Annotated in this window: 22 protein-coding genes and 1 pseudogene; 22 read left to right on the top strand and 1 reads right to left on the bottom strand. The window is 49.0% G+C overall.

Annotation, left to right across the window (positions count from 1 at the left end; all coding sequences use genetic code 11):
• The first annotated feature begins 100 nt into the window (after positions 1 to 100).
• The 22 genes and pseudogenes from recG (at position 101) to EKG38_RS21035 (ending at position 21,845) form a co-directional block, all read left to right on the top strand.
• Complete coding sequence (gene recG / locus EKG38_RS21140; RefSeq protein WP_126522898.1) at positions 101 to 2,176, top strand: ATP-dependent DNA helicase RecG; 2,076 nt, start codon at positions 101 to 103, stop codon at positions 2,174 to 2,176.
• Between the two features lie 185 nt (positions 2,177 to 2,361).
• A complete protein-coding gene (locus EKG38_RS21135) occupies positions 2,362 to 3,231 on the top strand; it encodes a DUF3014 domain-containing protein (protein WP_126522896.1) in 870 nt (289 codons plus the stop codon).
• 475 nt (positions 3,232 to 3,706) lie between these two features.
• Positions 3,707 to 4,423, top strand: coding sequence for a beta-ketoacyl synthase chain length factor (locus EKG38_RS21130; protein WP_126522893.1), 717 nt, complete (start codon positions 3,707 to 3,709; stop codon positions 4,421 to 4,423).
• Positions 4,416 to 5,263 (top strand): annotated as a pseudogene (locus EKG38_RS21125) (lysophospholipid acyltransferase family protein). The gene EKG38_RS21130 and the pseudogene EKG38_RS21125 overlap by 8 nt, the downstream one beginning before the upstream one ends.
• The gene (locus EKG38_RS21120; protein WP_012004464.1) at positions 5,211 to 5,465 is read left to right on the top strand and encodes a phosphopantetheine-binding protein; all 255 of its coding nucleotides are present in this window, start codon (positions 5,211 to 5,213) and stop codon (positions 5,463 to 5,465) included. Before EKG38_RS21125 ends, EKG38_RS21120 begins: the two are co-directional and overlap by 53 nt.
• Before the next feature lie 8 nt (positions 5,466 to 5,473).
• On the top strand, positions 5,474 to 5,722 hold the full coding sequence (locus EKG38_RS21115) for an acyl carrier protein (protein ID WP_012004463.1): 249 nt from the start codon (positions 5,474 to 5,476) through the stop codon (positions 5,720 to 5,722).
• Positions 5,722 to 6,270 carry a COG4648 family protein gene (locus EKG38_RS21110; RefSeq protein ID WP_126522888.1) on the top strand — a complete coding sequence of 183 codons (549 nt, stop codon included), beginning with the start codon at positions 5,722 to 5,724 and terminating at the stop codon, positions 6,268 to 6,270. The genes EKG38_RS21115 and EKG38_RS21110 overlap by 1 nt, the downstream gene beginning before the upstream one ends.
• Positions 6,267 to 7,631: an AMP-binding protein gene (locus EKG38_RS21105; RefSeq protein WP_126522885.1), complete on the top strand. Its 1,365-nt coding sequence runs from the start codon at positions 6,267 to 6,269 to the stop codon at positions 7,629 to 7,631. The genes EKG38_RS21110 and EKG38_RS21105 overlap by 4 nt, the downstream gene beginning before the upstream one ends.
• Positions 7,624 to 8,001: an ApeI family dehydratase gene (locus tag EKG38_RS21100; protein WP_126522882.1), complete on the top strand. Its 378-nt coding sequence runs from the start codon at positions 7,624 to 7,626 to the stop codon at positions 7,999 to 8,001. Before EKG38_RS21105 ends, EKG38_RS21100 begins: the two co-directional genes overlap by 8 nt.
• On the top strand, positions 8,001 to 9,704 hold the full coding sequence (locus tag EKG38_RS21095) for a glycosyltransferase family 2 protein (protein ID WP_126522880.1): 1,704 nt from the start codon (positions 8,001 to 8,003) through the stop codon (positions 9,702 to 9,704). The genes EKG38_RS21100 and EKG38_RS21095 overlap by 1 nt, the downstream gene beginning before the upstream one ends.
• Positions 9,705 to 11,267 (top strand): HAL/PAL/TAL family ammonia-lyase, encoded by a 1,563-nt coding sequence (locus EKG38_RS21090; RefSeq protein WP_126522877.1) that lies wholly within the window; start codon positions 9,705 to 9,707, stop codon positions 11,265 to 11,267.
• On the top strand, positions 11,264 to 11,743 hold the full coding sequence (locus EKG38_RS21085) for an acyl-CoA thioesterase (protein WP_126522874.1): 480 nt from the start codon (positions 11,264 to 11,266) through the stop codon (positions 11,741 to 11,743). The genes EKG38_RS21090 and EKG38_RS21085 overlap by 4 nt, the downstream gene beginning before the upstream one ends.
• The gene (locus tag EKG38_RS21080) at positions 11,740 to 12,543 is read left to right on the top strand and encodes an outer membrane lipoprotein carrier protein LolA (protein WP_126522871.1); all 804 of its coding nucleotides are present in this window, start codon (positions 11,740 to 11,742) and stop codon (positions 12,541 to 12,543) included. The genes EKG38_RS21085 and EKG38_RS21080 overlap by 4 nt, the downstream gene beginning before the upstream one ends.
• Entirely contained in the window at positions 12,540 to 14,954 is a 2,415-nt protein-coding gene (locus EKG38_RS21075) for an MMPL family transporter (protein WP_126522869.1), read from the top strand. The genes EKG38_RS21080 and EKG38_RS21075 overlap by 4 nt, the downstream gene beginning before the upstream one ends.
• The gene (locus EKG38_RS21070) at positions 14,954 to 16,216 is read left to right on the top strand and encodes an NAD(P)/FAD-dependent oxidoreductase (RefSeq protein WP_126522978.1); all 1,263 of its coding nucleotides are present in this window, start codon (positions 14,954 to 14,956) and stop codon (positions 16,214 to 16,216) included. The genes EKG38_RS21075 and EKG38_RS21070 overlap by 1 nt, the downstream gene beginning before the upstream one ends.
• A gap of 28 nt (positions 16,217 to 16,244) precedes the next feature.
• Positions 16,245 to 16,877, top strand: a complete 633-nt coding sequence (locus EKG38_RS21065; protein WP_126522867.1) for a DUF3261 domain-containing protein — start codon at positions 16,245 to 16,247, stop codon at positions 16,875 to 16,877.
• Between the two features lie 67 nt (positions 16,878 to 16,944).
• Positions 16,945 to 18,138 carry a beta-ketoacyl-[acyl-carrier-protein] synthase family protein gene (locus EKG38_RS21060; protein ID WP_126522864.1) on the top strand — a complete coding sequence of 398 codons (1,194 nt, stop codon included), beginning with the start codon at positions 16,945 to 16,947 and terminating at the stop codon, positions 18,136 to 18,138.
• Positions 18,135 to 18,623 (top strand): hotdog family protein, encoded by a 489-nt coding sequence (locus tag EKG38_RS21055; RefSeq protein WP_126522861.1) that lies wholly within the window; start codon positions 18,135 to 18,137, stop codon positions 18,621 to 18,623. Before EKG38_RS21060 ends, EKG38_RS21055 begins: the two co-directional genes overlap by 4 nt.
• Before the next feature lie 6 nt (positions 18,624 to 18,629).
• On the top strand, positions 18,630 to 19,355 hold the full coding sequence (locus EKG38_RS21050) for a 3-ketoacyl-ACP reductase FabG2 (RefSeq protein ID WP_126522976.1): 726 nt from the start codon (positions 18,630 to 18,632) through the stop codon (positions 19,353 to 19,355).
• Between the two features lie 37 nt (positions 19,356 to 19,392).
• Positions 19,393 to 20,640, top strand: coding sequence for a beta-ketoacyl-ACP synthase (locus tag EKG38_RS21045; protein ID WP_126522859.1), 1,248 nt, complete (start codon positions 19,393 to 19,395; stop codon positions 20,638 to 20,640).
• Between the two features lie 13 nt (positions 20,641 to 20,653).
• The gene (locus EKG38_RS21040; RefSeq protein WP_126522856.1) at positions 20,654 to 21,400 is read left to right on the top strand and encodes a hypothetical protein; all 747 of its coding nucleotides are present in this window, start codon (positions 20,654 to 20,656) and stop codon (positions 21,398 to 21,400) included.
• 124 nt (positions 21,401 to 21,524) lie between these two features.
• Entirely contained in the window at positions 21,525 to 21,845 is a 321-nt protein-coding gene (locus EKG38_RS21035; RefSeq protein ID WP_126522853.1) for a rhodanese-like domain-containing protein, read from the top strand.
• A 214-nt stretch (positions 21,846 to 22,059) separates the two neighbouring features.
• On the opposite strand, the gene EKG38_RS21030 is transcribed toward EKG38_RS21035, so the two are convergent.
• The gene (locus EKG38_RS21030) at positions 22,060 to 22,653 is read right to left on the bottom strand and encodes an FMN-dependent NADH-azoreductase (protein ID WP_126522850.1); all 594 of its coding nucleotides are present in this window, start codon (positions 22,651 to 22,653) and stop codon (positions 22,060 to 22,062) included.
• Positions 22,654 to 22,669 lie beyond the last annotated feature (16 nt).

Genomic DNA, 22,669 nt, shown 5'->3' with positions numbered 1-22,669 from the left:
AGATTGCTATAGCCTGTTTATCTGATAGTATATGTATATAAACACAGTGATTGAGTATTATCCCAGCGATTACACTCAACTAATCAGATTGGTATTGTGAGTGAATAGACTCGACCTTGTTCCCGTAACTGAGCTCAAAGGCGTTGCCAAGAAGATGGCCGAACGCTTGGCTAAGCTCGGCATTCATACGGTACAGGATCTGCTGTTTCACCTGCCCCTACGTTACGAAGATCGCACCCAGATCTATCCCATCGCCTCACTTTATCCTGGTAGCTACGGTACAATCGAAGCCGTCATTCAATCCAGTCAGATCATTCAGGGCCGCAAGCGTATGCTGACCTGTACCGTGAGAGATGACACCGGCAGTCTCACCCTCAGGTTCTTCAACTTCTCTGTCGCACAAAAAAATGGATTAGAGAATGGATTAACCATTCGCGCCTATGGCGAAATTCGCCGTGGCAACCATCAGGCAGAGATCATTCATCCAGAATATAAGCTGGTACAGTCCAGCAGTGATCTTCCCTTGAGCGATACCCTCACGCCTGTCTATCCGACAACCGAAGGCCTCAAACAAGCCAGCTGGATAAAGCTGACGGAGCAAGCCTTAACGCTGCTTGAAAGTGGAGGTCTGCAGGAGTTGATACCGCCGGAGCTTCAGCCCAATAACTTGAGCTTAAAAGATGCCTTAATGCTGTTGCATCGACCTCATAACGGCGTCAACCTATTTGAACTCGAACAAGGCACTCACCCGGCGCAACAGAGGTTAATTCAAGAGGAGCTGCTAGCCCACAACTTGAGTATGTTGAAGCTTCGTCAGCGCAGTAATCGAGACAAGGCCGTCTCGATGCCCGCGTCGGGGCAACTGCTTAATCCATTTTTAAAATCGCTTCCCTTTAAGCCCACCGGAGCCCAGCAACGCGTCGGAATCGATATCTCGACGGATCTGGATAAGCCATCTCCTATGATGCGTCTCGTACAGGGCGATGTTGGCTCAGGAAAAACCTTAGTTGCCGCCTTGGCCGCCCTGCAGGCGATTGAAAATGGTTACCAGGTCGCCATGATGGCTCCGACCGAGCTCCTTGCGGAGCAACATGCCGAGAACTTTACTCAATGGTTTGAGCCCCTGGGACTCAAAGTTGGCTGGTTGGCAGGAAAATTAAAAGGAAAGGCGAGAACACAATCTCTGATGGATATTGAGAGTGGTGAAGCCAATATGGTGATAGGTACTCACGCCATCTTTCAAGAGAAGGTCACCTTTAATAAACTGGCCTTGATCATCATAGATGAACAACACAGATTTGGCGTTCATCAACGTTTAGGACTCAGGGAGAAAGGGATAGCTCAAGGGTTCCATCCCCACCAGTTGATCATGACCGCAACCCCCATTCCACGAACATTGGCGATGACGGCCTATGCAGACTTAGATACTTCGGTGATCGATGAGCTGCCACCAGGCCGAACGCCGGTGGCTACCGTGGCCGTGTCAGACTCGAGACGCAACGAAGTGATCGAAAGAGTCAGACAGGCGGCTACTAACGATGGCAGACAGGCTTATTGGGTCTGCACCTTGATTGAAGAGTCTGAGGTACTCGAGTGCCAAGCCGCTGAAGATACCGCCGAAGAGCTTAAACGCATGCTCACAGAGCTCAAGGTCGGTCTGGTTCATGGCCGCATGAAGTCTGCCGAGAAGCAAGCCATTATGGCCGAGTTCAAGGCCGGCAACCTGAATCTGTTAGTCGCCACCACAGTCATCGAGGTGGGAGTCGACGTGCCCAATGCCAGCTTGATGATCATCGAAAACCCGGAGCGGTTAGGTTTAGCCCAACTGCACCAGCTTAGAGGCCGTGTGGGCCGGGGCGCGGTGGCGAGCCATTGCGTCCTTATGTATAAGGCCCCACTCTCACCTAGCGCCACCAAACGGTTAGGTGTACTCAGAGACAGTAACGATGGCTTTATCATCGCCCAAAAAGATCTTGAAATCAGAGGACCCGGTGAGGTGTTAGGCACTAAGCAAACAGGCATTGCCGATATGAAAATTGCCGATCTCATCAGAGATCAGGCTCTTATTCCTCATATTCAAAAACTGGCCGTTCACCTCATGCAACAAGCGCCGGACAATGTCGATGGCATTGTGCAGCGCTGGCTAGGCGATCGAGAGCAGTTTGTTCAAGCATAACGCACCGCCGGGTTAAATAATCGCCGCTTAATACACACTTTCAGATTAATTATTTTTTATTTCAGCTGACTTCCCTAGACAAGACCGCTGAATTTTGCAAAATGGAGTGATACCTTCTTTTCTCTTTGGTATTGAGCCTGAAAATAGGCCTCCCCTAACCGAGTCGAACTTTCAAAGGATGTTAAATGCAAGTTACTCAAGAAGATAGAATAGCACCGCAAGAAAAGTCTACCGGTGCCAATACCATAGCAATCATAGCCCTGGCCGTTGTGGTACTCATCTCCGGTGGAGCTTATTACTATTTCAGCGATACAGAGGCGTTACAACCACAAGAGAGAGCCGCCGTTGAAATACCGGACGTGCTCCCCGAAGAGCCTCTCGTCACCATTGCCGATATCCCGGAACCAGAGATAGAGGCTGCCATCGAGCCGGAAATAGAGGTGGTTGAGACCCCTCAGCCAGAGATCGAATCTCTGCCGACGTTGGAAGAGAGTGATAGTTTTGTTCATAACAAGACGGTCGTGATGGCCGATGGTATGGCGATTGAGCCCATGCTGGTCGAAAAAGATCTCGTGAGACATTTTGTGGTGTTTGTCGATAACTTGGCGCAGGGAGAACTCGCTCGCAAGGTCAGTCCGCTTAAAGGACCCGACAGAGTCTTTACCGTTTCAGATATCACCAATAAAACTTACCTTAATCCAGACAGCTACCACAGGTACGATCTTTACGCCGATTTTGTTGCCAACTTAAATGAGGTGCAACTTGCTGCCACCTATAAAGAGCTGACCCCGCTGTTATCTGAGGCATTTGAGGAGTTAGGTTATGGTGACATGAGCTTTAATGAGCGCATGCTAGAAGCCATCGACATCATGCTGGCGGCGCCGATTATTGAGCAACCCATAGAGCTTGATGGTGTCAGCGTTAACTATCAATTCATCGATCCTAAACTTGAAGCCCTTCCTAATGCGCAAAAATTATTAGTGCGTATGGGGCCTGAAAATAGCAAGAAAGTGAAAGCAGCGCTTCGTAGACTAAAGAAGCATCTAGCTAATTAATCGCGTTAACCTCATCCATCGAATGTAACCTGCAGCCCCCGCGCTGCAGGTTAAAAACAGTCTCAAAAATCTTCAGCCCCCTTCGATACATTATCACAACACCTATAACCCAAAACGCTTCATCATCGGCATTAATCTGGTGTAGAATAAATCGCATATGGCGATTGAAGATTAGGGTATTGCAACTCTGATATTACTCGTTATGGACAACCCGGACTCAATCGTCATATCAGAGGCGTAGACCTGGTGCAGGATAAATCGGATATGGCAGTAGTCTTGCCAGTCTGAATATTAGAATTTTTCTCAAATTTTTCCCGTTATGGATAACCCGGACTCAATCGTCACATCAGAGGCGTAGACCTGGTGCAGGATAAATCGGATATGGCAGTTGTCTTGCCAGTCTGAATATGAGAGTTTTTCAAATTTATATCGTTATGGATAACCTAGGCTTAATCGTCATATCAGAGGCAAAGCGGTGCAATTAATATTTACTATTTGTTCTTGGGGCGCTTGGTCACCTCGATACCAACAAGCCACCGATTGGCAAAATTGGCAAGAAGCAAGATTATCTCATGATTCAGATCTGCCCAATGCTCCAAAATTGGCACAAGTTCCGGCTATGCAACGCAGGCGCTATAGCGCTCTGACCAAGATGCAACTCGAAGCCGCTTTTCAATGTGATGCACCGCAGCAATGCCGTACCATCTTCTCCTCCAGGCATGGAGAGCTAAATCGCACCTTAGGACTGCTTGATAATGTCGTAAATCGAGAGGCCCTTTCTCCCACGGCGTTTAGCCAGTCGGTCCATAATACCGCCAGTGGGATCTACAGCATACTTAAGGGAAACCGCTCCTCCTCTACCTCGATTGCCGCAGGTTCTGAGACGCTTTATCAAGCACTGATAGAGGCTTACGCCCAGCTTCACGAAGACCCCACTCCACTCCTGCTTGTCTTTGGGGATGAACCGGTTCCACAGGTTTATAGTCAATTCACCAATGAGCCGGAACTGCCGCTCTCTATGGCCTTCGTATTGACGCTCGCAGCACCGGCGCCTGGTCAGCCACAGCTCACCATAGACAATACCTCTTCGGCAGAGGATGTGAATTATGGAGACCTCCTTCATAGTCTGGCGACAAAACAGCCCCTGAGTGGATCACTATCTAAGCACCATTGGCAGTTAAGTTTTGGATAACGCTCCGGCAAAGAGACTCACCGGCATCGCGTACATTCCCAGATGGTTAGGAGGAGTTAGCTGCTATATCGTCTTCGGGCTCGGCGGCCTGTTAACCTCGCTAACCATCTTGCCTCTTCTGAGGTTTTGGCCGGGCACAAGAGAGCAAAGAGTTAGTCGGGTACAAAAAGCCGTACATATTATGTTTCGGGGTTTCGTTCATATGCTCTCCTGGGCCGGAGTCATAAAAGTGACCCCGGTTAACAAAGTACGTCTGAGCGAGGCGAGAGGCAAGGTGGTTGTCATTAATCATCCTACCTTGGTCGATGTCGTGGTGTTGATAAGCTTAATGCCAAATGCCGGATGCATCGTTAAACAAGGTATCTGGCGAAACCCTTTTATGCGAGGCGTTGTGGCCTGCGCAGGTTACATACCAAATCGTGGTGCTGAATTACTTCTACTTGATTGCAAACAAGTGTTAGATAGCGGGACAAACTTAATCATTTTCCCGGAGGGCACACGCACCGTCCTTGGCAGTGTTATCAATGATTTTGCCCGAGGTGCTGCCAATATCGCACTGAGAACCAAGACAGATATTTTACCTGTCATTCTTCATACCAATGCATCAGGCTTAACTAAGCAGGAAGCCTGGTATGAAATCCCCCGTCGCACCATAGGGATGCGTGTTGAAGTAGGCGAAACTATCGATCACATCAGGTATGATACACAAGCCGGTGGCGATGCAAAAATGGCGCGTCTACTTACACGGGATCTTGAAGATCACTTTAAAAAAGAACTTAAATAAATTATGAGCTTACACAACGAAATAAAACAATTAATCATAGATTGCTTAGATCTTGAAGACGTCAGCATCGATGATATTGAAACTGATGCAGCACTATTTGGAGAAGGCTTAGGGCTGGACTCAATCGATGCGCTGGAACTAGGCCTAGCGATTAAAAAGCGATTCGATGTAAAAATCGAAGCGAACTCTGAAGCCACTAAAGCACATTTTTATAGCGTGGCCAACTTGGCTAGCTTTATTGAATCTCAGCGAGCTTAGGAGACATTATGCAAAGTCGTGAACAAATTCTTGAAGCCTTGACTCAGATCTTAGTCGATGAGTTTGAAATCGAAGCCGAAGATATCACCCTTGAAGCATCTCTCTATCAAGAGTTAGATCTGGACAGCATCGATGCCGTTGACTTAGTCATCAAGCTGCAGCAGATGACAGGGAAGAAAATTAAGCCGGAAGAGTTTAAAGCTGTACGAACTGTCGATGATGTGGTTACCGCCATCGAAGGGCTGACTAAAGGCTGATGCGCTTTTTTTTACAAATAGTCACCAGTCTCTTATTACTCGGCTATCCTTTCGCCGTGTATTTTGGACTCAACTATTTGCCGGCAGGCTCCATAGCCATGGTACTTTGCCTTTTTTTAATTCTGCGGTTGCTGATACAAAAACAACAGGTAAAGTCGATGGTTCTGCCGGTATTGGTCGGCATAGGATTAACGGCCGGGAGCTTTATCGCAAAGAGGCATGATTGGTTACTTTACTATCCGGTGGTGATTAACCTTAGCATGCTATTTTTGTTCGGCTATTCGCTAAAATCGGGACCGAGTATGATTGAACGACTCGCCAGGTTGAAAGAACCCGACCTTCCCGATGAAGCGATCCCTTATTTGCAAAAAGTCACGCTAATCTGGTGTGGCTTATTTATTTTCAATGGTGTCGTAGCCCTCTATACCGCGAACTATTCCAGTTTGGAAATATGGACGCTGTATAACGGACTTATCGCTTACCTGCTCATAGGTTCGCTACTTGGTGGCGAGTGGTTGTATAGAACTATTTGGTTAAAAAAGTCATGACAGAGTTATTAAAATCTTGGTTATCCAAGGGGCCATCGAGCCAACAACTTATCAGCTTCAATCACCATGATATTGTCAACGGTGCAGCCTTCACGAGCCAAGTTGCCAATGTCCACCAGCAACTGCTCCAATCACAATCACAGCGTTGGTTACTGGCATGTGAAAGTAGCGACCTGTTTGCTGTGGGATTATGTGCCGCACTGCTTGCGGGCAAAGAGATAATCCTGCCATCAAACACTCAAACCGGGACCTTGAGCGAGATAACCCATGAGTTCGACGGGGTCATCTCTGATCAGCCTCTATGTGAAGGCAAAGCCTTCATCATGCTGAAGAAAGACCTCCATGGAACCAATAACGTCTGGCCAAAATGTGACAATTACGGGAAGCTAATCCTCTTTACTTCCGGCAGTAGCGGTCACCCCAAAGCCGTATGTAAAACACTCGAGCAGTTAGATGCCGAAGTCAGCATCCTTGAGAATACCTTCGCCAAGCATCTTCCGCACTGCAGCGTGATATCGACCGTTTCTCATCAACACATCTATGGACTGCTGTTTAAAATTCTGTGGCCATTGGCGGCCAGCCGTCCATTCCTGAGCAATATCGTCGAATACCCGGAAACGCTGACCTATTACACGAGTTTATTCCCGAATCTTTGCTTGATCAGCAGCCCGGCTCAATTATCCCGTCTTCCGGAATCATTGGATAACGAACGCCAGTTAAGATCGCCAAGCCTGGTATTCAGCTCAGGCGGACCGCTTAATTTCGAGGCGGCCAAAGGTATCACCCACTGTTATGGACGACAGCCCATCGAAGTATTCGGCAGCACAGAAACTGGTGGAATAGCCTACCGCAGACAGACTCAACAAGATCAACCTTGGCGTGTGTTCGACAGCATTGAGATCCGCCAAGATAATAAAGATGGCGCATTACTGCTTAAATCACCCTATCTTGAGAATGATGAATGGCTGAGATGCGAAGATAAAATTACTCTTCTCAAGCCTGGTGAGTTCCAGTTGCAGGGGCGACTCGACCGGGTAGTCAAAATCGAAGAGAAACGGCTGTCACTGGTGCAGATGGAGGCCCTGTTAGAGAGCCATCCATTGATCAGTCAGGCGGCGCTACTTGTCCTAGATCAGCCACGTACCCAACTTGGCGCCGTCATTGAGTTATCTCAGCAGGGCAAAGAGCAGTTAGAGGCCGAGGGAAAGCTCAGCCTGAATAACCTGTTTAAAGCGCATCTGTTGACTCAGTTCGAAAGGGTCACCCTGCCCAGACGATGGCGTTACCCCGAAATTGTTCCCGTAAATTCTCAGGGGAAAAGACTAGCCAATCAATTATCTGAGTTATTCGAACATGATTAAATCCAAGCTGCCCAGAGTCATCTCGACAGACATTCAAGGCGAAGCCGTAGAATGGCGCATATTCATCGACGCTGACTTACCATTTTTTGACGGCCACTTTCCCGAACAAGCCGTACTGCCGGGGGTGACTCAGTTAGACTGGGCGATTCGTATGGGGTGTGAGCATTTCAACTATCCTGTTGATGTTGCCAGCTTAGAGGTGCTCAAGTTTCAGCAATTAATGCTGCCAAACTCAGAGGTCAACCTGAAAATCTCTCAAAACAGCAGTAAAACAAAATTACTCTTTAGCTATTTTGATGATGAAAAGCGCTTCGCGTCGGGTCGGATCTTGCTTGGTTCCCCAGCCGTAGCCGATACAGAGGCCAGCTGATGCAATTAGCATTGGTCATTCCGAACTTCAATCATCAAGCTGCGATCGAGAAGACCCTTGAATCACTGGCTGAACTCAATCTTCATTGTTACCTGGTAGATGATGGCAGCAATGATGAAACGCGGCACCTGTTAATCTCTCTTGCCGATAAGTATTCATGGGTAACGCTATTACATCATCCCTTTAACCGTGGCAAAGGAGCCGCGGTGACCACAGGACTGCGAGCCGCCTATAAAGATGGTTATAGCCATGCACTTCAGGTCGATGCCGATGGCCAGCATAACTTAGATGATATCCCGGCCATGATAGCCAAGGCTGAGGCGAATCCCGAAGCCTTAATCTCCGGCCTGCCTCAATATGATGATTCTGTGCCAAAGAGTCGATTCTACGCACGCTATCTCACCCACTTCTGGGTCTGGGTTGAGACCTTAAGTTTCGATATACAAGATTCCATGTGTGGCTTTCGTGTCTATCCGCTTGCCGCCACCGAAAAGCTCTTCCTGTGCCAGGCCTTAGGCGAGCGAATGGACTTCGATATTGAAGTTTTAGTTCGCCTGCACTGGGCTGGCACAGAGGTTATCCATCTACCGACACAAGTGATCTATCCCGAAGATGGCATCAGCCACTTTCAGGGATTATGGGATAATCTGCGGATCTCAGGCATGCACACCCGACTGTTTTTCGGCATGCTAAAACGTCTGCCACAGAGATTCATCAAGAACAACCGGGATACTCATTGGTCCGGAGTCGCCGAGCGCGGCAGTTATTGGGGCATAAAATTACTGGCTGCCAGTTATAAACTCGGCGGACACTGGCTATGCAGGGCCATCATGTACCCCGTGATCTTCTATTTCTTCTTAACGGGTCGCAGCGCCAGAGAAGCCTCGCTCACATTTCTGAAGCAGGTAAAAAGCTATGATCCGAACCAGCCACAACTACAAGGTAATGTAGGCTGGCGTCAAAGCCTCAAACACTTCCTTGCCTTCGGTAACGCGGCCTTAGATCGCATCGATGCATGGTGCGATCGCATTCAACTCAGTCAGGTGGACTTTCCCAATCGCGCTCTTCTGGCCGATCAACTTGCGGCAGGTCAGGGGGCGGTGTTACTGGTCTCTCACCTGGGGAACCTTGAGTTATGTCGCGCCATCTCCGTTCACCAGAAACGAGTCAAGGTGAACGTCATGGTATTAACGGAAAATGCCGAAAACTTTAATCGCGTCTTAAAACAACTCAACCCGGATAGTTCTCTTAACCTTATTCAGGTCACCGACTTAGGCCCGACAACCTCGATGTTGCTACAGCAGAAGATTGAAGAGGGAGAGTTGGTCGTTATCGCCGGGGATAGAACCTCATCGAACACCCAAGGCCGGGTGATCTACGCCCCCTTCATGGGAAAACAAGCTCCCTTCCCTCAGGGGCCTTTTATTCTTGCCGGGCTACTCGATTGCCCCGTATATCTGATGTTTTGCCTTCGCGAGCAGGGGCGCTACAGGGTCCACTTGGAAACATTCTCGAATACACTGAAAGGCCCGAGAGCTGGCCGAATGCAGAGACTCGAAGACGCCGTTAATAACTACAGCTCACGACTCGAATATTATGCGCGGCGTGAACCGCTGCAATGGTTTAATTTTTTTGATTTTTGGCGTAAGGACAGCGAGATCCAGCGAACCAATTTTCAGGGTAAAGACAGGACAGATAAATAGATGACTCAGACTAATCAATCAAACCCAAACGAGATGATTGTTCATTTTGGTCACAGGGCCTTATCCCTGGAAGACGTCGTTGCGGTAGCCAGAGGCGCCAAGGCAAAGTTAAAAGAAAGTCACGATTATCAAACCTATATTCAAAAGGGGGCTAACTTTATCGATAGCCTGCTTAACGAGGAGGGGGTGGTCTATGGTGTCACAACCGGCTATGGCGACTCTTGCACGGTTACTGTGGGTCTGGATCTGGTCCATGAACTCCCCCTGCATCTCACTCGATTTCATGGCTGTGGCTTAGGCGAAATACTCTCCCCTATGCAGGCACGCGCCGTGATGGCTTGCCGCCTAAGCTCGCTCGCCGTCGGTAAATCCGGTGTGAGTTACGAACTACTGCAGAGAATTGAAACCTTACTTAACCTCAATATCACTCCGGTGATCCCGGAAGAGGGTTCTGTGGGAGCCAGTGGCGATCTGACCCCACTCTCCTATCTGGCCGCGGTACTCGTGGGCGAGCGTGATGTCATCTATGAAGGTGTGCGTCAGCCCACCTCCGACGTATATGCCAAGCTCAACATCACCCCGTTAAGACTGCGCCCGAAAGAGGGGTTAGCCCTCATGAATGGCACCGCCGTCATGACGGCACTGGCATGTTTAGCCTATGACAGAGCCCAGTATCTTAGTCGATTAGCGAGCCGCATCACCGCGATGGCGTCACTGACTCTGAAGGGGAATTCCAACCACTTCGATGATATCTTGTTCGCCGCTAAGCCTCACCCGGGACAAAACCAGATAGCCGCCTGGATCCGCGAAGATCTCAATCATCATGAGCATCCAAGAAATTCAGATAGACTCCAGGATAGATACTCTATCCGCTGCGCACCGCACATTATCGGGGTATTACAGGACGCACTGCCTTTCATGCGTCAGTTTATCGAAACTGAGTTAAACAGTGCCAACGATAACCCTATCGTCGACGCCGAAGGAGAGCATATTCTCCATGGCGGTCACTTCTATGGTGGCCACATCGCCTTTGTCATGGATTCGATGAAAAATACTGTGGCAAATATCGCCGATCTAATCGATCGTCAGATGGCTCTGGTGATGGATCCTAAGTTCAATAACGGCCTTCCCGCTAATTTATCGGCATCGACAGGGGCAAGGCGCGCGATTAACCATGGTTTCAAAGCCGTGCAGATAGGCGTATCCGCCTGGACAGCCGAAGCATTGAAAAACACCATGCCAGCCAGTGTATTCTCCCGCTCTACAGAGTGTCACAACCAAGATAAAGTCAGCATGGGTACGATAGCGGCTCGCGATTGTATGCGTGTACTCCAGTTGACGGAGCAGGTTGCTGCGGCCGCGCTGTTAGCCATGACTCAAGGGATAAATTTACGGATCTCACAAGAGGAGCTTTGCCACTCATCACTGACTCCATCCGTCGCTAAGACCCTGGAGCAAGTTAAGGCAGACTTTGAATTGCTGACAGAGGATAGACCGCTAGAATCCGTCCTCAGGCAGACCGTAGACAAGATCCAGCATGGTTTATGGGAAGTGTGTTCATGACTAAGCTATCGGGAAAAGCCATCTTAACCACAGAGTTAGAGATGCTGATCCCATTTCATGATGTCGACTCCATGGGGATCACCTGGCATGGCAACTATTTGCGTTATTTTGAAATAGCGCGTTGTCAGCTATTAGATGAGATCCAATACGGTTACCGGGAGATGCAAGCCTCGGGTTACTCCTGGCCTATCGTCGATCTACAGGTAAAGTACGTTCAACCCAGCACGTTTGAGCAAAAGATTAAGGTTATCGCCTCACTCGTCGAGTGGGAGAATCGTATCAAGATCAACTATCAGGTCAGAGATATCACCACTAACCAGCGACTCACCAAGGGCTACACAATACAAGCCGCCGTTGAAACTGAAACTAACGAGCTTTGCTTCGTGACGCCCGATATCTTCAGAGAAAAAATTGCCTACCTGATAGAGAAGCACGCCTCCCAAGACCCGGTAATATCTGAGGGAGACAGCCGATGAAGACACGCGAGAGGCCTTATAGCACATGGTTCGCAATAGGTTTATTGCGAGGGAAAAGCGTTTTTGGGTTACTCCTGCTGTTGAACCTGAGCATATTTAACTGTCATGCGACACAATCTTCCAATTATGACACTCTTTTTAAATCATCAGCCGACAATGAACGGCTGCAGGCATTAGCCGAACGGCTCATCATAGGAGAGAACGCTAGCGGAAGCTTTACTCAACACCGAACACTCAAGGTGTTGAAGAAGCCCTTGATCAGCCATGGACGCTTTATCTTTGATTATCGACTCGGCTTAGTTTGGCAACAGACTCAGCCCTTTGAAACGACCCTGATATTGAAAGAGGGGGAGTTGATACAGATAGATAGCGCGGGCAGAAGGCAGGTATCCCAGGCAGGCTCCAATCAGGGAGCCGCAGCTATCGCGCAAACCATGCCGAAGTTACTGTCGGCACTGCTTAGTGGTAACTTGAGCGACTTGAGTGAGCACTTTAACCTGTACCTCAAAGCCGACGACACTCGAAGCGAGCCACAAGAAGGTGAACCCGCTCATTGGCAGCTAGGGTTAATCCCCAAAGATCCTCTGCTCGTCAAGGCTATCCCTCAAATGGTGTTAGAGGGCGATAAGCAAGTATCGGCCCTGATCTTACTCAGCGACAATGGAGACAGTAGCAGAATTGAGTTTGAGCAGATAAGCAAGGCACCACTTTCGCAAGAGCAGCGACTCTTGCTGTCAGATAAGCAGGGTGAGGATTCTCCTAAGGTTCAGCCCGAAGCCAAGCCAGAACCTTATCCATGATAGATAAATTGGCACTCAGGCTGAGTCAATACCCGGCAAGGCTCAAATTTGCCCTCTGGGTATTATTGCTATGCATAACCACGTTAACAGGCATACAGCTTTGGCAAGGCGGAGCTAAGATCCAAAGTGATATTTTGGCTATGCTGCCAAAGATCCAGGAAGATCCCTTAACCGAAACCGCCCTCGCCCGGGTCGAAGAGCAGCTATCAAACACAGTCTATATCGCCCTACTCGCCGAAGATGAAAGCCAAGCCATTACTGCGGCTCAAACATTGATAGAGAGCCTTTCATCAGACAATCGAGGCGCATTCGTTGATATAAGAAGTGCCGATATCAATCAGGCTCAGGCACTGAACCATTTCTATTTTAATCATAGATTTAATCTGTTAACTCAGGCTCAGGCAACCGCCCTCTCATCGGGCAAGTTAAGCGAGCTTATAGAGCAGGCTCAGAGTCAGCTATATAATGCGTTCGGCTACGCTAACAGTAGCTTAATCGCTAACGACCCTCTACTGCTCTATCCGGACAACCTGCGGGCTCTCGCACCGAAACAGACATTACAGGTGCAGCAGGGAATACTGCTGGGCCAATGGTCTCCCACCGAAGCTGACGAAAGCTCAAACCCGCCGACTAAGGTGGCCGCGATAGTGATGGCCAAAGGCGTGGGTAGCGCCTTTAATCCAAACACTCAAGAATTACAGATGGCCGTGCTACAAGAGGCATTCGAGACGGTCGAGTCTCAAAACAAGCAGATCGCGTTTCTCAAGGCCGGCGCCCTGTTTCATGCCAGCGCCGCAACTAAGAGCGCCAAGAGTGAAGTCTCCACCCTGGGACTTGCCTCACTTATCGGCGTGAGCTTACTCGTATGGCTCGCCTTTCGCTCCGTCATGCCTCTGGGCATCGCGTTATTGACGATAACCACCAGCCTGCTATCTGCAGTCGTGATGACACTGCTTATCTTCTCAGAGCTTCACCTGCTGACCTTAGTGTTTGGTACCAGCCTGATAGGCATCGCCATCGACTATAATTTTCATTTTTATTGCGAGCGACTGGCTCAAGCTGAAAAAAGTGCCAACGACATAATTAAACAGATATTTCCTGCGATCAGCCTGGCACTACTTACCAGTGTATTGGCCTATTCCGGGATAGGTCTCGCTCCCTTCCCGGGAATGCAACAGGTTGCCGTTTTCTGCGCTGCGGGTCTGTTCGGTGCCTATATCACCTTAAGCCTAGCCTATCCGCTACTAGCCGCAGGCCCGCTTCCTTCGGGTGAAAAGCCCCTGACTATGGCTGCGGCATACCTGAAAAAATTAAATTCCATATCGCAGCTTTTAAATATAAAAACAGGCATGGCTCTGCTTTTCATCTCAGTCATCCTTGCAGCATTTGGCCTGCATCGGTTAACGAGTGATGATGATATTCGCAACCTTCAACAGAGCCCTGAGTCGGTATTAAATGAGGAGCAGCAACTCAGAAGCATCCTCAGTGGCGGAACCGATAATCAATTTTTGCTTGTTAGAGGCGAGACTGAGGAACAGTTACTGCAGCGCCTGGAAATACTCACCCCAAAGCTAAACAATGCAGTAGAAGAGGGGTTGATTGGTAATGCTTTTAGCCTGAGTAACTACCTTCCAAGCAAAAGTAAACAAGAGAGTAATTACCATCTGCAGGGGCTTATTTATCAACAGCATTTAGCCAAGATTTTTGAAAGCCTCGGGCTCGATGACTCCCTCAGTTCAGACTTAGTAGAGGCTTATCAGAAGGCGAAGGGAAGCTATATCGATGCAGAATCCTTTATCAGTTCCGATGCAGGGAAACTGTTTAAGCCACTATGGATAAAGCCCACACCTTTGCAAGATCAATACGGGGCTATCGTGTTGCTTGGCGGAATAACCGAGATAGACAAACTGGAGAGTTTTTTTACCGAACAGCCCTATGTTCAGTTGGTGGATAAAGTCGGTGAGATCTCCGGCGTCATGGGCCAGTACCGTCAATTAACCCTCTGGCTCCTCGCCATAGCCATGGCAATAGCGGCTCTCATTTTCAGCACTCGCTTCGGGATTAAACTTGCCGCTTTCGTGGTCGCCGTTCCGGCACTGTCAGCGGTATTAACACTGTCGCTGCTTGGGCTAATTGGGGCTCCTCTCACACTATTTCATGCTCTGGCCCTTATTCTCGTCTTTGGGATCGGCGTCGATTACAGCCTGTTTTTTGCCGAATCGAAACAGCAGAGTCGAGGCGTGATGATGGCGGTCTTTATGTCAGCCTCCTCAACCATTTTAGCCTTTGGACTATTGGCTTTTAGCAGTACGCCGGCTATACATAGCTTTGGACTGACGCTCCTGTTGGGGATAGGCTTTACCTTTATGCTATCCCCCTTTATTCAAACTTTCACAAGGACTTTTAAGTGATGCATGCCTCTTCAACTACGCCAGAGAATCTGACTGGCATTGACGTTGTTATCATAGGTGCCGGGCCATCGGGTAGCATCGCCGCCAGCCTTCTTCACCAGCAAGGCAAGCGTGTTATCGTCATCGAGAAACAGCACTTTCCGCGTTTTTCCATCGGTGAAAGTTTGCTGCCTTGCTGTATGCAATTTCTTGAAGAGGCGAACATGCTAGAAGCCGTTAACAAGGCCGGATTCCAGTTCAAAAACGGCGCCGCTTTTCGGTACAGAGAGCAGTACACAGATTTCGATTTCAGCGATAAATTCACTCATGGCCCCGGGACAACCTTTCAAGTTGAACGAGCCAATTTCGATAAACTGCTGGCAGATACGGCAACCGAACAGGGCGTTGAAATTCGCTACGGTGAAACGGTAAAGGCTCTCGACCTGACCGGCAAACCCAAGCTGACGGTAGCCGATGCCAACGGAGAAGAGTACCAGCTAGAGGCGGAGTATCTTTTAGATGCAAGTGGGTTTGGTCGTGTTCTGCCTAAGTTACTCGAACTTGAAACGCCATCGTCGTTAGCCAATCGCAGTGCCATATTTACTCACATCCAAGATAATATCGGCAATAAAGAGGTCGATGGCAGACCCTTCGACCGTAATAAAATATTGATCAGTGTTCATCCTCAGAACAAGGATATCTGGTATTGGCTGATCCCATTAAGCCCTGACAGGTGCTCTTTAGGCGTCGTGGGTGAACCCCACCTTCTGGGCAATTCAGACCTTAACCTGGAAGTTCTTTTGATGGATATGGTCAATCAGGAACCTGGCCTGAAGACGCTATTGGCTGACGCCGAAATTCTGCGGGAGTGTGCTGAACTTAAAGGCTACTCCGCGAATGTCAGCACCTTGGCCACCGACAAGTTTGCCCTCTTAGGCAATGCAGGTGAATTCCTCGATCCCGTTTTCTCCTCCGGCGTTACCATCGCTATGCAATCTGCCTCTATGGCAACTAAATGTGTCGTAAGGCAACTCAATGGTGAAAAGATCGAGTGGCAGAGTGAGTACGCAACACCCTTGATGCGGGGAGTCGATACCTTCCGCACCTATGTTGAGGCTTGGTATGATAGCCGCTTCCAGAACGTCATCTTCTATGATGCCCCGGATAACAAGATAAAACAGATGGTCTGTTCAATCTTAGCCGGCTATGCATGGGATGAAGCTAACCCCTTAGTCGCCGAATCAGAAAAAAGACTCAACCTTATTGTTGAGCTATGCCGCTAAACGCTGTGATTGAAGTAGAGAGTACACTATGGCCCAAATTCACAACACCATGACTGACAGCGTGAAGCGTGGCAAACGGTTCTGCATACTTATCTGTCTGGCGCTGCTTGTTAGCGCCTGCAGCCAGACCTTGCAACGACAGACCTGCGTTGCCCTGGCCAAAGGTGTCAGTTACTGTCTTGCGCCTATCCCATCGGACAGTCAGGTACGTTCGGTGACCCAACAGGTAGCCATTAACGTAAACAATTCCCGTCATGAACTCTTGAGTCAGTTAGAACTGGATAGAGAGCAGCTGACGCTGGTCGGTTTGGCTCCGTTAGGGCAAGCCCTGTTTACTTTGGTCTTCGATGGCGAGAATCTGAATAGCCAACAAAGTATGCTGTTAGGTGATGAATTTAAAGCCGAATACCTGCTTGCACTCATCCAACTGATATACTGGCCACTCGAGGATGTAAATGCCCATTTACAAGGAGCAAGACTCACATCTCCCGAGTGTGATGCGCCGCGATGCCGAAAAATATATGCTACGGGGAATGACACTAAAGAAAATCAGCAAGAGAGCTTGTTGATGATTCGTTTTGATAAGAGAGATCCATGGCAGGCAGAGGTCGAACTCACGATCCCTCAAGCCAAATTTGAACTTAAAATAACCCCGGTTTAAGTTCGTTCTGTTGCCCGACACAGGCATTATCACTCAAGTTATACAACATTAGTTAGATGAAAATATTATGACTAAAATAGCCATCTCACACCTTGGACTATGCACTCCGTTAGGCCAGAGTCAGGAACAGGTATTAGCCCGACTCGTTACAGGCGATATCGGTGCGATGAAACTTCGTGACGATCTGATCCCGCAGAGCAACACCTTAGTGGGCGAGGTTAACCTGCCACTACCAGAACTCCCAGACTCTCTGGCGCAATTCAGTACCCGCAATAATCAGCTGTTACTCTGCGCCGCACAGCAGGTAGCGAACAGGGTGAAACAGGCTCGCGAGCAGTACGGTCCCGGGCGTATCGGAATCATATTAGGCACCAGCACTTCGGGTATTGCTCAGGGCGAGGAAGCATTAAAACACCTAGCCGAGCAGGGCCAGTTTCCCTCAGATTATCAGTACTCTCAGCAGGAGCTGGGGAATGGCAGTGACTTTTTACGCCAATACTTTAAGACCAGCGGGCCTTGTTATACCGTTTCTACGGCCTGCTCTTCGAGTGCTAAGGTATTTGCCAGTGCCAGACGCTTATTGCAGGCAGATCTGTGCGACCTGGTCATCGTCGGTGGTAGTGACAGCCTTTGTAGATTAACGCTCAACGGTTTTAACTCGTTAGAATCCGTTTCAAAGGGCCAGTGTCAGCCCTTTAGTGCCAGTAGAGATGGGATCAATATCGGTGAAGGAGCTGCACTGTTTACGCTCGAAAGAGGCGAGGCGGAGATCATGTTAGCAGGCATCGGCGAGTCCAGTGATGCCCATCATATTTCGGCGCCCCATCCGGAAGGGCGCGGCGCCATATCGGCGATACGTGCGGCAATCGATGATGCCGGGATCAGTGCCGATAAGATCAGCTATATCAACCTTCATGGTACCGCCACCCCAAAAAATGATGCCATGGAGAGTCGTGCCCTGCAGCAGGTTTTTGGGAACCAAATCCCCCCGTGTAGCTCAACCAAACCTCTGACCGGACACACCTTAGGTGCGGCTGGCGCCATCGAGGCGGCATTTTGTTACCTGTTACTCACCTCACTCAATGCCGCACAGGCTCTGCCTCCACAGCTTTGGGATGGCAAACAAGACGCTAACGATCCCAGCTTACCTTTGGTCAACAAAGGACAAACTGCCGACCTTAGCTATATAATGAGTAACTCGTTTGCCTTTGGCGGCAGCAATGCCAGCCTGATATTTTGCCGCAAAGAAGCATTATCATGACCCAAGAATACCTTTTACCCGAACCACTATCTCAATTGCCCGTTGCCGAGGTGGTGCCCCATAGAGACCCGATGATCTTAATCGATACTCTGGTGGAACATGAACCGGATACCCTGTTAACTCAGACCAATATTACCAAGCAGAGCCCCTACTTCGACGCCGGGATTGAGGCCGTCCCCAATTACGTCGGAATCGAATATATGGCGCAGAGTATTGCCGCACTGGCCGGGGTTGAGGCTAAGTCTCGTGGCGAGTCTATCCGGGTAGGCTTTCTCCTGGGGAGTCGAAAGTTAAAGATGCACCTACCACATTATAAATTGGGTGAGAGTTATCAGACCAGAGTGTCCCGCCTGTATCAAGAAGAGTCCGGGTTGGCCGTTTTTGATTGTCAGATATTTCATGGAGACACCTTAGTCGCCGAGGCGAATGTGAATGTATTTCAGCCTCAAGATGCCCTCGCCTATATTTCAGAGAGTCAAGGATAACGAGTGATAAACAAACGGATATTAGTAACAGGCTCCAGCAGAGGAATAGGCAAGGCGATAGCGTTGCAACTGGCTGAGGCCGGATACGATATTGCCCTGCACTTTCACAGCAACCACGAAGCGGCAGAGCTAACGAAACAAGCGCTACTCGAACAGGGTGTTAACGTTTCCTCCCTGCAGTTTGATATTGCCGATCGTGAAGGGGTAAAGGCCAGCATAGAGAGCGATATTGAACAGCATGGCGCCTATTATGGTGTGGTACTTAATGCGGGAATTAATTGTGATACCGCATTTCCGGCCATGACTTCAGATGAATGGGACAGCGTGGTTCATACCAACTTAGATGGTTTCTATAACGTTATTCACCCAACGATTATGCCAATGATACAGACCCGCCTCGGTGGGAGAATTATCACCATGTCCTCAGTCTCCGGCATTGCCGGTAACAGAGGTCAGGTTAATTATAGCGCCTCAAAAGCGGGGATCATTGGCGCGACCAAGGCATTGTCGCTGGAGTTGGCGAAACGAAAAATTACCGTTAACTGTATCGCCCCAGGGCTAATCGAGACCGACATGGTCGCTGATATCCCTAAAGATATGATTAAAGAGCTAGTCCCTATGCGCCGCATGGGGAAACCCTCAGAAATTGCCAGCCTGGCTAGATTTCTGATGTCTGAGGATGCCGCTTACATTACCAGACAGGTGATTTCGGTAAACGGAGGCATGATCTGATGGAGCTGAAACGGGTATTAAACGGAGATATAAATACATGAACAGACGAGTCGTCATCACAGGCTGCGGCGGAATTTCCAGCCTGGGCCACGACTGGCCAACCATCGCCGATAACTTAAAGGCTCTAAAGAACTGTGTCGTGCGTTTCGATGAATGGGATCGTTATGACGACCTAAACACCCGATTAGCCGCCCCCGTAACAGACTTCGAGAAGCCGGCTCATTACTCCCGCAAGAAAGTCCGTTCAATGGGCCGGGTCTCATTAATGGCGACCCGAGCCAGCGAGCTCGCGCTTATCGATGCAGGGTTATTAGATGATCCTGTCGTGAGTTCCGGTGCTATGGGCATCGCTTATGGCTCTTCCACCGGCAGCACAGATCCCATTATCGCCTTTGGTGATATGCTAAAGAATGGCGATATGTCGGGTGTCACTGCCACCAGTTATATCCGTATGATGGCTCATACCACCGCGGTTAATGTCGGCGTCTTCTTTGGCCTCAAGGGGCGTGTGCATACCACCAGCAGTGCCTGCACCTCCGGTAGTCAGGGAATAGGCTACGCCTATGAAGCGATTAAATATGGCCAGCAAGAGTTAATGCTTGCGGGTGGCGGTGAAGAGCTATGCGCCACCGAAGCTGTGGTATTCGATACCCTTTTTGCCACCAGCACCAAGAATGATACCCCCGAGCTCAGTCCCAGCCCATTCGACAAAGATCGTGATGGTTTGGTCATAGGCGAAGGCGCCTGTACCTTAGTGCTGGAGGAGCTTGAACATGCTCAGGCTCGCGGTGCAAAAATATATGCCGAAATAGTCGGATTTGGAACTAACTCCGATGGCCTTCATGTGACTCAGCCCAATGCCGATACCATGGAGGTCGCCATCAGGCAGGCGTTGAATGATAGCCAACTCTCACCCGCTGCCATTGGTTATGTGAACGCACACGGTACGGCGACCGATAGAGGCGATATTGCAGAGACTCAGGCAACTCACGCCGTCTTCGGCGCATCGATGCCGATCTCATCACTCAAGAGTTATACCGGCCATACCTTAGGAGCTTGCGGCGCATTGGAAGCCTGGGTCAGCATAGAGATGATGAATGCAGGCTGGTTTGCCCCCACCCTGAACCTAACCGAAATAGACCCCGAGTGCGGTGAGTTAGATTACATTAAGAGTGATATTCGACATATAGATACAGACTATGTGATGAGTAATAACTTCGCCTTCGGTGGCATCAACACCTCCTTGATATTTAAACGCTGGTCAGACACCAACTCAACACAATAAAAGGATATTATTGATGATAAAACATATCACCTTAGCCTTAGTGCTAACCCTAAGCTCCGTTGCCGGTCAGGCGCTTGCCGAAACATTTACCGAAGCCGAATATGTGGCCATTTTTAACGGTGATGATATAAATAAGCAGAAGCAAGCCATCGACTCTCTGGTACTGGCAGGTTTATCGGATCCTAAGGTATTCGATACATTGCACGCTAAATTTAAGGCGTCACTGCCACAGGCCGTCAACAACGCCAGTATCGATTACAGCGCCTGGCTACTTAAAGGGCTAGCCTACTCCGGAGACGAGAAGTATCAGCAAACTTTCAACGAGATCATAGCAGGTGACTACCCTGGTAAGCTGAAGAAATATGCAAAGAAGTCTATCCCGACTCTGAAGCAGTATAAGAGCTGGACCCCAATCCTAAGTGACAAAAGCCAATATGCAGCCTCTGAAACCCGAGAGGTAAATGTGATAGCGAATGCGCTAAGAAGTGATGAGTTAGAGTTAAAGCGTTACGCCGCCAAACGCATGATCAATCATTCACTGTACGCTCCCCATCTGTTATCGATCTTAGACAGTGAACTCAAGGAGCCACGCCTGCTCAAGCATGAGAAGTTATCGATTAACACTTATGCCTACATGGCAAAGGCGCTGGCAAGCTCAGGAAATCCGGAATACAAGGTGACACTGGAGCATATCGCAGCACACAGCTCAGAGAAAAAGTTACAAAAATACGCAAAGAAATACCTGAAAACCTACTATTGATATCAGAAAATGTAAGCCGGATTTAAGAGATATATTTCTTGTTGCACAGAGATATCGATTAGATTAACCTTATCAAGAATAATCTAATCGATATCGTCCAAAACATCTGAGAGGGAGTGCATCAATGCTACAGTCTTTGCTATCTAAACTCGCCGGCGCCGGGCCCGATAAACGCAGCTGGGAGCTCATCGAACAAGGCGCCAAGGTTATCGATGTGAGAACTCCCGAAGAGTTCGGCTCTGGGCATCTGCCGCAAGCCATCAACGTGCCTCTGAGCCAAATATCGACCTGGCTGATAGATCAAGATCCTAAGCAGAGTTTCGTACTCTACTGTGCGGCGGGGATCAGGGCTCAAAAGGCCTGCGATCAGCTAAAATGCAGCGGCTTTCATAATGTTATCAATGCAGGCTCACTGAGAGACCTTCTCAGTTATCAAGCGACTTAATTCGTTAACCCATCTCAGGTTACTTAGTCTCAGCTTCAGATATAAAAAATCACCCAGACCCGAGTCATATCATGATTCAGGTCCGGGAGATGGACGACAATAGGGTCAAAATAAAGTTAGGGGTTGATAGTTCCGCTTTTGCCTCTGCCCTTTGCGTTCAAACCTCTTTAACTGCTAACACCAAACGGTATAAACAATCAAAGCGCGACCCGAATCAAGCCACTATCTTTTCTAACGCTTGCTGAGCCGACTCGATCCCCTGTTTAGATGCTTCCGGGCCCATACTCAAGGCTTCGCTATAAACAGTTTCAACCTCTTCGATACCGATAAATCCAAGTACCGTCTTGAGGTAAGGGACGACATGATCTGAGGCGCCACCTTTATGTACGCCGCCTCGCGTCGTGATCAACACGGCTCGCTTACCTGTTATCAAACCTTTAGGCCCGGTTTCTGTGTAGGTGAAAGTCACACCCGCACGTGCAACCAGATCGATCCAATTTTTAAGCTGCGTAGGAATACTGAAGTTATACATAGGCGCTGCAATCACTATGGTGTCATGATCTTTAAGCTCTTGAATAAGTGAGTCAGACAGTAACAGTGCCTGCTCCTGACGCGCCGATAACTCATCACCACCTCGTAAACCCGCTGCAATTTCACCGTCTAGCACTGGCAGAGGTTCTGCGGCCAGATCGCGTACGCTGATCTCGGCTCCCTGCTGTTCCCAATGTTGCTTAAGATGCTCAACCAACTGACCGGATTGAGAGTAATCGCCTAAAATGCTCGACTTTAAAATTAGTACTTTTGACATAACTGACTCCACATCA

Origin of the sequence: Shewanella canadensis, from assembly GCF_003966225.1 — a bacterium.
GTDB lineage: Bacteria > Pseudomonadota > Gammaproteobacteria > Enterobacterales > Shewanellaceae > Shewanella > Shewanella canadensis.
This window is presented reverse-complemented; position numbering and strand designations above follow the sequence as displayed.